13 protein-coding genes are annotated in these 13,596 nt (G+C 68.2%); 7 read left to right on the top strand and 6 right to left on the bottom strand.

Features of this window, described 5'->3' with window-relative positions; genetic code table 11:
* Positions 1 to 6: 6 nt before the first annotated feature.
* The gene (locus BLS74_RS16745; RefSeq protein ID WP_093108206.1) at positions 7 to 810 is read right to left on the bottom strand and encodes an IclR family transcriptional regulator; all 804 of its coding nucleotides are present in this window, start codon (positions 808 to 810) and stop codon (positions 7 to 9) included.
* Between the two features lie 178 nt (positions 811 to 988).
* On the opposite strand from BLS74_RS16745, the gene BLS74_RS16750 reads away from it, so the two are divergent.
* From BLS74_RS16750 to BLS74_RS16765, 4 genes are read left to right on the top strand one after another with little or no spacing between them, the layout of a single operon-like run.
* Positions 989 to 1,756, top strand: a complete 768-nt coding sequence (locus BLS74_RS16750; protein WP_093108208.1) for an ABC transporter substrate-binding protein — start codon at positions 989 to 991, stop codon at positions 1,754 to 1,756.
* Positions 1,756 to 2,421: an ectoine/hydroxyectoine ABC transporter permease subunit EhuD gene (ehuD, locus tag BLS74_RS16755; RefSeq protein WP_244503894.1), complete on the top strand. Its 666-nt coding sequence runs from the start codon at positions 1,756 to 1,758 to the stop codon at positions 2,419 to 2,421. The genes BLS74_RS16750 and ehuD overlap by 1 nt, the downstream gene beginning before the upstream one ends.
* Positions 2,418 to 3,173, top strand: coding sequence for an amino acid ABC transporter ATP-binding protein (locus tag BLS74_RS16760; protein WP_093108212.1), 756 nt, complete (start codon positions 2,418 to 2,420; stop codon positions 3,171 to 3,173). Before ehuD ends, BLS74_RS16760 begins: the two co-directional genes overlap by 4 nt.
* Positions 3,170 to 4,468, top strand: a complete 1,299-nt coding sequence (locus BLS74_RS16765; RefSeq protein WP_093108214.1) for an NAD(P)/FAD-dependent oxidoreductase — start codon at positions 3,170 to 3,172, stop codon at positions 4,466 to 4,468. The genes BLS74_RS16760 and BLS74_RS16765 overlap by 4 nt, the downstream gene beginning before the upstream one ends.
* On the opposite strand, the gene BLS74_RS16770 is transcribed toward BLS74_RS16765, so the two are convergent.
* Entirely contained in the window at positions 4,465 to 5,415 is a 951-nt protein-coding gene (locus tag BLS74_RS16770; RefSeq protein WP_093108216.1) for a LysR family transcriptional regulator, read from the bottom strand. The genes BLS74_RS16765 and BLS74_RS16770 overlap by 4 nt on opposite strands.
* 91 nt (positions 5,416 to 5,506) lie before the next feature.
* Between BLS74_RS16770 and BLS74_RS16775 the strand changes: the two genes are divergently transcribed.
* Entirely contained in the window at positions 5,507 to 6,862 is a 1,356-nt protein-coding gene (locus BLS74_RS16775; RefSeq protein WP_093108218.1) for an omega-aminotransferase AptA, read from the top strand.
* A gap of 18 nt (positions 6,863 to 6,880) precedes the next feature.
* Here the strand turns inward: BLS74_RS16775 and BLS74_RS16780 are convergent, their stop codons facing one another.
* From BLS74_RS16780 to BLS74_RS16795, 4 genes are read right to left on the bottom strand one after another with little or no spacing between them, the layout of a single operon-like run.
* A complete protein-coding gene (locus tag BLS74_RS16780) occupies positions 6,881 to 9,049 on the bottom strand; it encodes an alpha/beta hydrolase domain-containing protein (RefSeq protein WP_244503895.1) in 2,169 nt (722 codons plus the stop codon).
* 36 nt (positions 9,050 to 9,085) lie between these two features.
* Complete coding sequence (locus tag BLS74_RS16785; RefSeq protein ID WP_093108220.1) at positions 9,086 to 10,051, bottom strand: Bug family tripartite tricarboxylate transporter substrate binding protein; 966 nt, start codon at positions 10,049 to 10,051, stop codon at positions 9,086 to 9,088.
* Positions 10,052 to 10,091: 40 nt separating this feature from the next.
* Positions 10,092 to 10,457: an AtuA-related protein gene (locus tag BLS74_RS16790; protein WP_093108222.1), complete on the bottom strand. Its 366-nt coding sequence runs from the start codon at positions 10,455 to 10,457 to the stop codon at positions 10,092 to 10,094.
* Complete coding sequence (locus BLS74_RS16795) at positions 10,454 to 11,833, bottom strand: acyclic terpene utilization AtuA family protein (RefSeq protein WP_093108224.1); 1,380 nt, start codon at positions 11,831 to 11,833, stop codon at positions 10,454 to 10,456. Before BLS74_RS16795 ends, BLS74_RS16790 begins: the two co-directional genes overlap by 4 nt.
* Positions 11,834 to 11,923: 90 nt before the next feature.
* Between BLS74_RS16795 and BLS74_RS16800 the strand changes: the two genes are divergently transcribed.
* Both BLS74_RS16800 and BLS74_RS16805 read left to right on the top strand, forming a co-directional pair.
* Positions 11,924 to 12,835 carry a LysR family transcriptional regulator gene (locus tag BLS74_RS16800; protein ID WP_093108226.1) on the top strand — a complete coding sequence of 304 codons (912 nt, stop codon included), beginning with the start codon at positions 11,924 to 11,926 and terminating at the stop codon, positions 12,833 to 12,835.
* 63 nt (positions 12,836 to 12,898) lie between these two features.
* Positions 12,899 to 13,429: a protein-tyrosine phosphatase family protein gene (locus tag BLS74_RS16805; RefSeq protein ID WP_093108228.1), complete on the top strand. Its 531-nt coding sequence runs from the start codon at positions 12,899 to 12,901 to the stop codon at positions 13,427 to 13,429.
* Positions 13,430 to 13,596: the final 167 nt, after the last annotated feature.

The raw sequence follows: 13,596 nt of genomic DNA on the forward strand, positions 1-13,596 counted from the left end.
GGGCGCTCAGCCGATGCCCCGCACCGACCCCGTCAGCGACCGCGCGCATTGCAGCAGCGTCGGGCCGAGCTTGCGCACGGCGTCATCCATCGTCCAGCGGCTCGTGGGCGCCACCACATGCACGGCCGCCACGGGCCGGCCGTTGCTGCCCAGCACGGGCGCCGCCACGGTCATGTCGCCGAGGAAGAGCTCCTCGCTGTTGGTGGCGAAACCCTGCAGCCTCGCCTGGCGCAGCGCCTCCAGGATGTCCTCGACCGCGGTGCGGGTGTGGACCGTGTGGGCCACGCGATCCGAGGCCTCGATCAGCGCCAGCGCCTCGCTCTCCGGAAGCGCGCTCAGGTAGGCGCGTCCGGAGGCCGTGCAGTACATCGGGATCCGACTGCCGATCGGCATGTGGACGGGCACGAACTGCGCGCTGACGAAGCGGGCGACGTAGACCATGTCGAGCCCGTCCGGCTCCGTGAGGTTGGAGGTTTCCGTGGTGACCTTGGTCAGCTCCGACAGGAAGGGGTTGGCCAGGTCGATCAGCGGATCGGCCGCCAGGTAGTTGAAGCCTATTTCCATCACGCGCGGCGTGAGCTGGTAGCGCCGCGTCTGGGGATGCTTTCGCACATAGCCCAGCCGCTCCAGCGTGAAGACCATGCGCTGCGCCGAGCTCTTGTTGATGTCCGTGGCTGTGGCCACTTCCGCCAGCGTCATGGTGCGCCGCTGTGCACTGAAGGCGCGCAGGACGGCCAGCCCTTTTTCCAGCGACTGGTTGAAAAGCAGGCTGCTGCTGTCGTCGGGGGCGGATTTCAGTGGGGCGTCCATCGCAGAAGAGTATAGCGACCTCACTCGAAAGAATCGAATATCGATTCAATTGATTCGACTAGTGGTTTTCATCAATTGATATGAGGTTCTTAAGAATCGAATATTGGCACGCATGTTGCATCGCATAAAGGCCGGGCTGTTCCGGCCCGCCCATTTGCATCTTCCTCAAGGAGTCCACATGAATCGCTTCGTTCGCCGCTTTCATCGCTTTGCCGCAGGTCTGTTCGCTGCAGGTGTCGTTTCGCTCGCCTGCGCCCAGGGCGCCTCGCCGACCTACAACGTGGGCGCCACGGCCACCGGCGTGCCCTTCACCTTCCTGGACGTAAAGACCAACACCATCCAGGGGATGATGGTGGACACCGTCACCGCCGTCGGCAAGGCGGGCGGCTTCGGGGTCAACGTGCAGCAGACGGTGTTCTCGGCGCTCATTCCCTCGCTCACCTCGAACAAGATCGACATCGTCTCGGCGGCCATGCTGAAGACGGCCGCGCGCCAGCAGGTGGTGGACTTCAGCGATCCGGTCTATTCCTATGGCGAAGGCCTGATCGTCAAGAGCGAGGACACGCGGGCCTATACCTCGCTGGACGAGCTCAAGGGCGAGGTGGTCGGCGCGCAGGTCGGCACGGTCTTCATCGACATGCTCACCAAGAAGGGCATCTTCAAGGAGGTGCGCAGCTACGACTCGGTGGCCGACATGACGCGCGATCTCGCGCTGGGGCGCATCAAGGCGGGCCTGGGCGACCAGCCCATCATCGCCTACCAGCTGCGGCAGAACACCTTCACCGGCGTGAAGCTGGTGGACAGCTACAAGCCGGTCAACGTCGGCGACGTGTGCCTGGTGGTGCGCAAGGGCGACACCGAGACGCTGGCCCGGATCAACAAGGCCATCGCGGCGATCAAGGCTGACGGCACCTTGCAGAAGATCGTGCAGAAGTGGGGCATCTAGTGCCCGCGTCCTTCCTCCAGCACGCCCGCGACTTCCTCCCGATCCTGCTGCAGGGCGCGGTCGTCACGGTGCAGGTGACCGTCCTCTCCTTCCTGCTCAGCAGCGTGCTCGGCCTGGCGCTGGCGCTGATGAAACTGTCGCCGGTGCGCGCCCTGTCCTGGACGGGAACGGCGGTGATCAACCTGATCCGCGGCCTGCCGATCATCGTGCAGCTCTTCTACATCTACTTCGTGCTGCCCGAGTTCGGCGTGCAGCTCACGGCCTTCCAGGCCGGCGTGATCGGGCTGGGCATCGCCTACTCGGCCTACCAGGCCGAGAACTTCCGCGGCGGCATCGAGGCCGTCGACGCGGGCCAGCGCGAGGCCGCGCAGGCCATGGGCATGCGCTCCGCGATGATCATGCGCCGCGTGATCCTGCCGCAGGCCTTTCGCATCGCGCTGCCGCCCTACGGCAACACGCTGGTCATGATGCTCAAGGACTCCTCGCTGGTCTCCACCATCACCGTGGCCGAGATGACGCGCGCCGGCCAGCTGATCGCGTCCTCGACCTTCCAGAACATGACGGTCTACACGCTGGTCGCCCTGCTCTACCTGATCATGAGCCTGCCGCTGGTCTACGGCCTTCGCCGGCTGGAGCGCCGTCTCGGCGCCGGGAGGAAAGCATGATCCGCGTCACCGAACTGGAGAAGCGCTTCGGCCAGCACCGCGTGCTGCAGGGCGTCAGCCTGCACGTCGATGCCGGCGAAGTGGTGTGCCTGATCGGCCCCTCGGGCTCGGGCAAGTCCACGGTGCTTCGCTGCATCAACGGGCTGGAGTCGTACGAAGGCGGAGAGGTGCGCGCCTTCGGCGAACGCGTCGACCGCGGCAGCAAGAACATCCACCAATTGCGCAGCCGCATGGGCATGGTGTTCCAGCGCTTCAACCTGTTCCCGCACCGCACGGTGCTGCAGAACGTGATGGAAGGCCCGGTCTACGTGCTGCGCGAAAACCCCGCGCAGGCGCGCAACGAGGCGATGGCGCTCCTGGCCAAGGTCGGGCTGGCCGAGAAGGCGCAGGCCTACCCGGCCCAGCTCTCGGGCGGCCAGCAGCAGCGCGTGGCGATCGCCCGCGCGCTGGCGATGAAGCCCGAAGCCATGCTGTTCGACGAGCCCACCTCGGCGCTCGATCCGGAACTGGTCGGCGACGTGCTCGCCGTGATGCGCGCGCTCGCGGGCGAAGGCATGACGATGATCGTGGTCACGCACGAGATGGGCTTCGCGCGCGAGGTGGCCGACCGCGTCTGCTTCCTGCACAGCGGCAGCATCGTCGAGGAAGGCCCGGCGGCGCAGGTGCTGGGCGCGCCGCGGCAGCCGCGCACGCAGGACTTCCTGCGGCGCGTGCTGCACCCGTCGGCCGCACCCGCGGAGGTTTTGCAGTGACGGACAACCGGTTCGCATCGCGCCAGCAGCTTCCACCTTCGCTCTGGGCCGCCACCGCGCCAGCCGCGCCGCCGACGCCGCGGCTCGCGGAATCGCACAAGACCGACGTGCTCATCGTCGGCGGCGGCTTCACCGGCCTGTCGACGGCGCTGCACTTGGCCGAGGCCGGCGCGCAGGTTTGCGTGCTCGAAAGCCATGAGCCGGGCTGGGGCGCCTCCGGGCGCAACGGCGGGCAGGTCAACCCGACGCTCAAACACGATCCCGACGACCTGGTGCGTCTGTATGGCGTCGAGCGCGCGGAGCCCTTGATCGACGCCGTGTCGCGATCGGCCGACCTCGTGTTCGAGCTGATCGCACGTCACGGCATCGACTGCCAGCCGGTGCGCAGCGGCTGGGTGCAGGCCGCGTACTCGAAGCGGGAGGTGGCCGGCCTGCACGCCCGTGCCGCGCAGTGGTCACGGCGCGGCGTGGCAACGGAGCTGCTGGACCGCGCCGGCGTCGCCGCCCGCCTCGGCACCGAAGCCTTTGCCGGCGGCTGGCTCGACGGACGCGCCGGGGGCATCCAGCCGCTGGCCTATACGCGCGGCCTGGTGCGCGCCGCCCAAAGTCTGGGCGCGGCGGTGCACGGCGAAACGCAGGTGACGGGGCTCGAGCGCCGCGGCGCGCTCTGGCATGCGAGCACGTCGACGGGCGCCACCGTCACAGCCGACCAGGTGGTGCTGGCGACCAACGGCTACACGGGCGCGCTGTGGCCCGGCCTCGCGCGCACCATCCTGGCCGCGAACAGCTTCATCGTCGCCACGCAGCCGATCGAAGGTGCGGCCGCCGACAAGATCCTCCCGCGCGGCGAAACGGCATCGACCTCGCAGCGCCTGCTGCTCTACTTCCGCAAGGATGCGCAGGGGCGACTCCTGATGGGCGGGCGCGGCCACTTCGCCGATCCGCGCGGGCCGCAGGATTTCGCGCACCTGGAGCGCTCGCTCGAGCTGCTCTTTCCCCAGCTGGGGCCGCTGCGCTACGAGTACCGCTGGGCCGGCCGCATCGCGGTCACGCGCGACTTCATGCCGCACGTGCACACGCCGGCGCCGGGCGTCACGATGGCGCTCGGCTACAGCGGGCGCGGCATTGCGCTGGCGACCAGCATGGGCCGGCATCTGGCCGCGCGCCTGACCGGCGACAGCAGCAGCTTCCCCTACCCGGTGACGCCGATGCAGGCCATACCGCTGCACGGCCTCCAGCGCTTCTACGTGGCGGCAGGCGTCGCCTGGTACAGCCTGCTGGACCGGCTCTCCTAGGGCGCGTGCGCCGCCGCGAGGCAGGCCTGGAAGGCCAGCACCGCGCGCGAAGGCTTGGGCGAGCGCCGCAGCACGCTGACGAAGCGGCAGCTGTAGTTGAAACGCGCCGGCAGCACGGCCTTCATGAGGCCGCGCTGCTCGAAGGCCTGCGCATAGTGATCGGGCAGGAAGCCGAGAAAGCGCCCCGAGAGAATCAAGGTCGCGATCGCCTCCTGGTCGAAGCCGGTGGCCTTGCGCGTGAGCTTCGCGCGATGGCTGAGCTGCATGTTGGGCGAGTGGTAGCCGAGCCCGGCGAAGTGATGCTCGCGCAGCCGCGCCCAGTTCAGCTTCGCGTGGCTGCTGTCGAAGAGCGGATGCCCCGCGCCACAGTACAGCAGCATGGTCTCGTCGAACAGATCCGCGTAGACCAGGCTCTTCGACGTACGGTGCGCCGGAATGATGCCGATCTGGAACTTGCCCTCCAGCACGCCCTGCTCGATGGCGTTGATGGACCCCACGTGCACGCTCAGGCTCACCTCGGGCGCGAGCTGCGTGAAGCGGGCGATGGCCTCGCTGATGCGCGCCTGCGGGTTGCTCGCCGTCTTGTCGAACAGCGCCACCTCGAGTTGCCCGCCCATGCGGTTGTGGATGTCGTCGATGCTGCCGCGGAAGGCGTCGACCGAGGCCAAGAGGCGCAGGGTCTCGTCGTAGACGCGCTGGCCCTCGGCGGTGAGCGAGAAGCCGGCCCGCCCGCGCCGGCACAGCACCAGGCCGAGCCGGGTTTCGAGATCCTTCACATGCCGGCTCACGGTGGAGGTGCCGATGTTGAGCTCCAGCTCGGCGGCCGCCATGCCGCCACACTCGACCACGCTCTTGAACACCTTGAGCAGGCGCAGGTCCATGTCGCTCAGCTGGCCGAGCACGGCGCGATTCCTGGCGACGCTTTCGCGCGGCGGTTTTACTTGCATGGATCGTCAAGTGAAGATTGATATTGCGCCATTCTCCACACTGAAGGCCGTGCGAACAATCGACGCATTCCCATCACCTCCGGAAGCGCCCATGAGCACCGCATCGACCGCCCTCGAATCGAACCCTGCCCTGCGCACCGACGCCGCCTGGCTCGACGCGCACTGGATGCCCTATACCGGCAACCGCAACTTCAAGGCCGACCCGCGCATGATCGTGGAGGCCAAGGGCGCCTATTTCACCGACGGCGACGGCCGCAAGATCTTCGACGGCCTCTCGGGCCTGTGGTGTTCGGGCCTGGGCCACGGCCGCCCCGAGATCACCGAGGCCGTGAGCCGCCAGATCGCCAAGCTCGACTACGCGCCGGCCTTCCAGCATGGCCACCCGCTCTCCTTCGAACTCGCCAACAAGCTCAAGGAACTCACGCCCGCCGGGCTCGACTACGTGTTCTTCACCGGCTCGGGTTCCGAGGCCGCGGACACCTCGCTCAAGATGGCGCGCGCCTACTGGCGCACCAAGGGCCTCGCCGGCAAGACGCGGCTGATCGGCCGCGAGAAGGGCTACCACGGCGTCAACTTCGGCGGCATCTCGGTCGGCGGCATCGGTGCCAACCGCAAGCTCTTCGGCCAGGGCGTGGAGGCGGATCATCTGCCGCACACGCAGCTCGCATCCAACGCCTTCTCGCGCGGCATGCCCGAACACGGCGCCGAACTGGCCGAGCGCCTGCTCGATCTGATCGCGCTGCACGATGCATCGAACATCGCGGCCGTGATCGTCGAGCCCTTCGCGGGCTCGGCCGGCGTGGTGATCCCGCCGCGCGGCTACCTGCAGCGGCTGCGCGAGATCTGCACCGCCCACAACATCCTCTTGATCTTCGACGAGGTCATCACCGGCTTCGGCCGCTGCGGCGCGCTCACCGGCGCGGATGCCTTCGGCGTGGTGCCGGACATCATGAACGTGGCCAAGCAGGTCACCAACGGCGCACAGCCACTGGGCGCGGTGATTGCGAGCAAGGAGATCTACGACACCTTCATGGCGGCCGGCGGCCCCGACTACATGCTCGAGTTCCCGCACGGCTACACCTACTCGGCGCATCCGGTCGCCTGCGCCGCCGGCATCGCCGCGCTCGACGTGCTGCAGAAGGAAGACATGCCCGGCCGCGCGAAGGCGCTGGCGCCGCATTTCGAGAACGCCGTGCACAGCCTCAAGGGCAGCAAGCACGTGGCCGACATCCGCAACTTCGGGTTGGCTGCCGGCCTCACGATCGCCCCCCTGCCCGGCGAGCCGGCACGCCGCCCCTACGAGATCGCGATGAACTGCTGGAAGAAGGGCTTCTACGTGCGCTACGGCGGCGACACCATCCAGCTCGCGCCGCCCTTCATCGCCGAGAAGGCCGAGATCGACCGCCTCGTCAATGCACTGGGCGACGCGCTCGCGGAGACCGCCTGATCCGGCCGCGCGCTTCGCTCAAGGCAGCACCACGGTGCTTTGAGCCCGCGCGATTCTCCGGTCCGCGTCGCGCTGCAACAGGAAGCGCTGGGCCACCAGGCTGTTGGCCGCGCCGGTCACCGCGGTCACGAAGCCGGCCTGGTTGCCATAGAGCGATTCGATCGATGGCCGCGTGTCGCCGGCCGCGATGCGCGCCGCTTCGGTCTTGTGGAAGGGGATGAAGCTGCCCGACAGGTTCACCAGATCGACGATGCCCGGCGTGGCCACGTAGTTGAACTCGAGGCTGGTGCCCAGCGGCGCCTGCACGTCGACGTTGCGGATGCCGGCCTTGGTGAGGCCGGTGCCCGGATCGACCTGCGGTACCAGGATCGCGTAGTCCTTGCCCATGTATGAGGGTGGAACCACCGTCGGGATGCCGGACTCGTCCTGCGGCCTGTACTGCGGGCCGTAGTCGAGCAGCGGAAAGCCGTTGTAGCGCGCCAGATAGTTGAAGGCCGGAATCGCCGTCGGCGCGCCGCCGCCCGCGAGCGGCCAGGTGGCGCCCGCGATGGTCGGGAACACCAGCTGGTCGGGCCGCACCAGCGTGCCGTCGGCGAGCTTCGGCACCTGGCTCGCGGGCGGGGCGAGATTCTTGACGACCCAATCCTCCAAGTCGACGAACAAGGCGCGGAAGGTATCGGCATGGTCCGTCATCGACCCGATCGGATACACCGCCGAGGTCGGACTGAAATTGATTCCGGTCGCCAGGCTTCCCGTGCCGCTGCCGTGCTGCGTGCTCGCGTAGTAGTAGATGCGCGCATTCGCTGGTTGGACGAGGTCCGAGGCACCCAGGGCATCGGTCAACACCGGCGAGCCTTGCAATTGCCAGAACTCCGTGCCCGACAGGCCGAGGAAGAATTTCGGACAGGTGGCGGTCTCGGTGCAGCGCTTCATCACGCCGCCCGTGCGGCCCGAGATCGCGTCGGCGTAGTCGGCCGCCAGTCCGCGCGGCGCGGTCTGGCCGAAGGCACGGTGATCGGTGCGCAAGCCTCCGCCGCCGCCCGGCACCGCGAAACGCGTGTTGATGTTGGTCTGGCGCGCCGCAACATGGGCGTAGATGCCCTCGAAGACCTGCCCGCCGTCGAGCCGCTGATTGAAACCCAGGTGCAGGAAGGTCTTCATCGCATTGCCCGATTGCGAGGTGCCCTGCCCGATCGCATGGCGGATCTTGCCGGCGATCGGATTCGGGGTGCCGGCCGAATCGGCTTGCTGGCTCCTGAAGAAGGCGATCGTGTCGCGCAGCGCCGCGAGGCCGACACCCATCACCTTGGGATCCTTCGCGACGTACTGGAGCTCGTAAAGCGTGTTCGGCTGAAAGCCGCCCTTCAGACAGATGCGCGCGGGATCCGCCGTGCCCGGGAACGGGTTGTCCGTGGCGTTGCAGCTCGCGAACTTCCAGTCCGCGGCGGGGATCGCAATGCGCGGGTCGGTCTCGTTCACGCGGCGCGTCAGCAGATAGCCGGGCTGCGTGTTGTCGAGGCTCGCGGGCGCATACGGAATCATCGTGCCGTTGAAGACGCCGCCCGGCAGGCTGAGCGAAGGCGCGGCGGCCGAGGTCAGCAGCTCGGTGGCGTACGGCCCCGTGATCGACGAACCGTCCTTGTTCTTCGCGACCGGCACCGTGACCGTCAAGCGCTGCGGTGAGCTCTTCGGAACGTCGCCTTGCCAGGCCGAGAACATCCACACGTAGCCGCGCTCGAAGAACACCGCATCGCTGGGATTCGCCGCGAGATTCGGCATCGTCAGGATGTTGCCGCGGTTCGGCGCGTCGTAGCGCAGCACGCCGCTGGCCTTGCTCATGTCCTTCGGCTTGAGCATCACGAAATCGGCGCTGTACTCGACCATGCCGCGCGCATTGACCGGCGCGAGATCGAGGTCCTGGATCACGGCATTCTTCGGGTCCTTCGGATCGACTTCGCCGCTGATCGTGCCGGTCAGCTGTTCGTAGGCGCCGACGCTGCCGAAGCTGCCCGGCATGTCGGTGGTGGCGCTGATCGTCAGCTTCATCTGCGCCGCCGCGGGTGCGGACGCAGGGGGCGCAACGACGCCGCCACCACCACCGCCGCCGCCACCGCAGGCCAGCGTCATCAGTGCCGCAAGCGCGGCTGCGCACAGGACGCGGCAGCGTCCATTGATTCTCATCTGCATTTTTGTCTCCTCGGCTGCCTCTTCGGACAGCGACGCTTACTCGGCCTCGATGCCCGCCGCCTTGACGATGCGCCCCCACTTCTGCGATTCGCCGTGCTGGAACTTCGCGAGCTCCTCGGGCGAGGTGGTGAACACTTCGGTACCGCTCGGCTCGTAGAACGCGGTCTTCGCAGCCTCGCTCTTCGCCGCCTTGACCAGCAGTTCGTTGAGCCGCTTGACCACCGCCGGCGGCGTCTTCGCGGGCGCATAGGCCGCGAACCAGTAGCCCATCTCGTAGCCCTTGACGCCGGATTCCGCGATGGTCGGCACCTCCGGTGCCAGCGGCGAGCGCTGGGCGCCCGAGACGCCGAGCGCGCGCAGCTTGCCGGCCTTGACCTGCGGCAGGCCGGTCGCGGTGTCGGTGATCATCATGTCGATCTGGCCGCCCAAGAGGTCGGTCACCGCGAGCGGGTTGCTCTTGTAGGGCACATGCAGCAGCTTGATGCCGGCCAACTGCTGCAGCAGTTCGCCGGCCATGCGGCTCGAGGAGCTGCCGCTGCCGAAGCTCAGCTTGCCGGGCTCCTTCTTCGCGAGCGCGACGAACTCGGCCACCGTCTTGGCCGGCGAGTTCGGATTCACCACCATGATCTGGCCGCCCTTGCCCAAAGCGGCGATCGGGCTGAAGTCCTTCACCGGGTCGTAGGGCAGCTTCTTGAACAGGTGCTCATTGGCGGCGTGCGTGGTGTTGGTGGTGATCAGCACCGTGTAGCCGTCGGGCGGCGCTTTCGCAACCTGCTGCGAGGCGATGAAGCCGCTGGCGCCGGCCTTGTTGTCGATCACCACCGGTTGCTTGGTTTCCGCCGTCACGCCATTGCCGAGCGCACGCGCGATCTGGTCGGTCGCGCTGCCTGCGGCAAAAGGCACGACGAAGCTGATGGGCTTGTCGGGGTAGGTCTGCGCCGCTGCGGCGCCGGCGCCCAGCAGCGCGGCGAAGGCCAGCGCGAGGGGTCGAATGCGAATCATGGTGATGTCTCCTGGATGAATGAATAAGCGAAGCGAAAGATCAGGCATCGGCCGGGCCGATCAGCAGATGCGCCAGCGAGGCAGGCACCTCGATGGACATGTCCAGCAACAGGAAGGACAGCGCCTTGCCGTGCGCATCGAGGTTCAGCGCATCGTTGACGCCGCCGTCCAGCACATCGTCGAGCACGAAGTTCATCGCGTGCAGCTTCGGCAGCAGGAAGCGCTGCACGCGGCTCGGTTGCCGGTGGCCGAACTGCGTGGCCACGGCCTCGGGCGTGAGCTGTGCCACCAGCAAGGGATAGAACTCCGGATGCCAGACGATCACGCTGATGTTGGAGCGGTTGCCCTTGTCGCCGGTGCGGCCGTGGGCGGCGCGGAAGAGCGCGACCTTGCGCACCTGTGTCATGCCGCCTCCACGATCTCGAAGCGCACCGGGACCTGCTCCCGCGGCAACAGGCAGGAGCGCGTGTTGAGCCGCGGCGTGAGCGCCGTGCGCACGCCGCCGCCGCCGGCCGGGCCGCAGGTGTAGAGCGCCATCACCTCGCGTGTGAGCCGCTCGGCCTCGCCGCGCTCCTCGTGCGTCGCGGCCACGCGCAGCCGCACGTCGCGCGCGCCGCTCTCGGGCATCGCGTCCAGCATGCGGCCGGCGTCGTCCGCGAAGATGCTGATCGCGCCGATCAGGTCGACCCGCAGCGCGAGGCTCGCGAGCCGCTTGCGCAGGATGTCGGCGGCCAGCCGTGCCCGCGCCTCGGCACGCGCGCCGGCGTAGGAGATCTCGCCTTCGGCCAGCCAACCGCCTTCGTAGCAGACGTTGACCTTGTAGTCGGCGGGCCGCGCATGGCCGCGCACGCCGGAGAGCGCGACGCGCTCGGGCCCGGCGGCGCTGACCTCGGCGTCGCCGATGTCGGCCACCACGTCGGGCGTCAGGTAGGCAGCCGGGTCGTGCACCTCGTACAGCAGCTGCTCCTTGACCGTGGCCTCGCTGAGCAGCCCGCCCGTGGCATCGGCCTTGCCGATGATGCAGAGGCCGTCTGCGTCGATCTCGGCGATCGGAAAACCGATCGCCTCCAGGCCCGGCACCTCCTTGTAGCCCGGATCGGCAAAGTAGCCGCCGCAGACCTGCGCGCCGCATTCGAGCAGATGGCCGGCCATGGTGGCGCGTGCGAGCCGGTCCCAGTCGTCGGAACGCCAGCCGAAGTGCGACATGGCCGGCCCCACCGTCAGCGACGGATCGGCAACGCGCCCGCACACCACGATCTGCGCGCCGGCATCGAGCGCGGCGGCGATCGGCTCGGCGCCGATGTAGGCGTTGGCGCTGACCAGGCGCATCCGGTCCATCTCGGTACCCAGCTGTTCGCGCAGCAGCGCGCGCTGCGCGGGCGCCGACAGATCGTCGCCTTCCACCACCGCAATGCGCGGCGCGTCGACGCCGAGCTCGCGCGCCATGCGGGCGATGTGGCGGGCGGCGGCGCGCGGGTTCGCAGCACCGAAGTTGCTGACGATGCGGATGCCGTGCGCCAGGCAGCGTGCAAGCACCGGACGCAGCATCGCGTCGAGCAGCGGCTCGTAGCCCGCTTCGGGATCGGCGCGCCGGCGCAGCTGCGCCAGCGCGAGCGTCCGCTCGGCCAGGGTTTCGAAGATCAGGAAAGCGCGCTGCTCCGAGGGGCCGTGCTGCATGCGCGCGATCAGTGTGTCCACCACCGGTCCGGCGGCATCGGTGCGGTCGCCCGAAAAGCCGGCCGCACAGCCGACCAGCAAGGGGGAAGCGGGCAAGTTGCTCATGTCTCCGATCTCGTCATGCGGTGAATGTAGGTTTTAGGGCCTCATCCGTACAATCGAAAGTTTGGATGGATTCATTCACCATTCGAATCAATGGCATCCCCAGACCTTTCCACCCGCCAGCTGCGCGCCTTTCTCGCGCTGGCCGATCTGCGCCACTTCACGCGGGCTGCAGAGGCCTGCCATCTCTCCCAGCCGGCCTTCAGCACCTTGGTCCGCGCGCTCGAGGAATCGGTGGGCACGCGCCTGTTCGACCGCAACACGCGCAGCGTGCAGCTCACGCCCGAGGGCCGGCTGTTCGAACCTTCTGCGCGCCGCCTGCTCGCCGACATGGGCCGTGCGCTCGCCGACCTGGGCGACCACGTGGAGCGGCGCAAGGGGCGCGTGCATGTCGCGGCGCTGCCCTCGCTCGCGGCCGGCTGGCTGCCGGCGCTGTTCGCGGAGTTCCGCCAGACCTGGCCGGGAATCGAGCTCGCATTGAGCGATCAGCTGTCCGATGCCTGTATCGACCTGGTGCGCGGCGGCCAGGCCGATTTCGCGCTGGCGTCGGGCAGCACGCGCGTCGCGGATGCGGCCGAGCTGCGCATGCGCGTGCTGTGCACCGATCGCTTTCACCTCGTGTGCCGAGCCGACCACCCGCTGGCTTCCGAGCCGCGGCTCACGCTGCGCAAGCTGGCGCCCTGGCCCTTCATCCACATGACGCGCAACAGCAGCGTGCGGCAGGCGCTCGAAGCCGCGCTGCATCCGCTGGCCATGAACACCGTGCTCGAGGTCGAGCAGCTCGCCACCGTGATGGGCATGGTCGAGGCCGGGCTCGGCATCAGCGTCGTCCCGACGCTCACGCTCTACCAGTTCCGGCGCGAGACGATCGCCACCCGGCCGCTTCCGATGCCCCAGCTCACGCGCCGGATCTACCTCGTGCAACGCCGCGAGGGCAGCTTGTCCGCGGCTGCACGGGCGCTGCACGACATGGTGGTGGCGCGACTGGGGTCGCTGTCGGTCTAGCAAGGCGATCTCTTTCTACAACGGCCTACGCAAATGCCAGGCAGAAGGCGCTAGGTTTGGTTCATGGACCCCTGGCAACCGAACTTCAGCTGGATCACCGAGCTGCTCGCCGTCGGCGGCAGCTTCCCCTACGACTGCGCGGAGCGGCTCGCGCGCGAGCATCGCATCCAGGCCGTGATCGACCTGCGCGGCGAAGCGATCCCCGATCCGCACGCGCTGCGCCGGCACGGCATCGCGCTGCTGCACCTGCCCACCGAGGACATGTGCGGCGTACGGATGGCAGATGTCGAGCACGGCATCCGCTTCGCGAACGAGTTTCTCGACGCGGGGCAGCGCGTGCTCGTCCATTGCGAGTACGGCATCGGCCGCTCCGCCACGCTGGCGCTGTGCCTGCTGGTGCACCGCGGCTATGCGCCGCTCGAGGCGCTCGAACTGATGAAGAGACAGCGCCCCGTCGTGGCGCCCTCGCCGCCGCAGTTCGCATGCTGGTCGGCGTGGCTCGACGACTATCGCTTCTCCCGCGAAGACGTCGACTGGCGCTTGCCGAGCTTCGACGATTTCAAGACCCTGGCCTACGGCCATCGGCCACGCTGACAGGCAAAAAAGGGCCCGCACGAAGCGGGCCGAATGATTGCAGTCAGCAATCCCCCAGAGAACCTGGGTCGCAGTGTCGGCGCAAACGGCCCGGGTACCGCGTGAAGGATTCGGCAAAAAATGCGAGCATCGATGGCGGCGGGCCGGATCGTCCGCGCACCTGAGAA

The sequence above is a fragment of the Variovorax sp. CF079 genome (assembly GCF_900101545.1).
GTDB lineage: Bacteria > Pseudomonadota > Gammaproteobacteria > Burkholderiales > Burkholderiaceae_C > Variovorax.

Coding starts and splice junctions, on each gene's coding strand:
- BLS74_RS16745 (WP_093108206.1), bottom strand. CDS start 810: ATGGACGCCCCACTGAAATCCGCCCCCGACGACAGCAGCAGCCTGCTT.
- BLS74_RS16750 (WP_093108208.1), top strand. CDS start 989: ATGAATCGCTTCGTTCGCCGCTTTCATCGCTTTGCCGCAGGTCTGTTC.
- BLS74_RS16760 (WP_093108212.1), top strand. CDS start 2,418: ATGATCCGCGTCACCGAACTGGAGAAGCGCTTCGGCCAGCACCGCGTG.
- BLS74_RS16770 (WP_093108216.1), bottom strand. CDS start 5,415: ATGCAAGTAAAACCGCCGCGCGAAAGCGTCGCCAGGAATCGCGCCGTG.
- BLS74_RS16775 (WP_093108218.1), top strand. CDS start 5,507: ATGAGCACCGCATCGACCGCCCTCGAATCGAACCCTGCCCTGCGCACC.
- BLS74_RS16780 (WP_244503895.1), bottom strand. CDS start 9,049: ATGCAGATGAGAATCAATGGACGCTGCCGCGTCCTGTGCGCAGCCGCG.
- BLS74_RS16785 (WP_093108220.1), bottom strand. CDS start 10,051: ATGATTCGCATTCGACCCCTCGCGCTGGCCTTCGCCGCGCTGCTGGGC.
- BLS74_RS16790 (WP_093108222.1), bottom strand. CDS start 10,457: ATGACACAGGTGCGCAAGGTCGCGCTCTTCCGCGCCGCCCACGGCCGC.
- BLS74_RS16795 (WP_093108224.1), bottom strand. CDS start 11,833: ATGAGCAACTTGCCCGCTTCCCCCTTGCTGGTCGGCTGTGCGGCCGGC.
- BLS74_RS16800 (WP_093108226.1), top strand. CDS start 11,924: ATGGCATCCCCAGACCTTTCCACCCGCCAGCTGCGCGCCTTTCTCGCG.
- BLS74_RS16805 (WP_093108228.1), top strand. CDS start 12,899: ATGGACCCCTGGCAACCGAACTTCAGCTGGATCACCGAGCTGCTCGCC.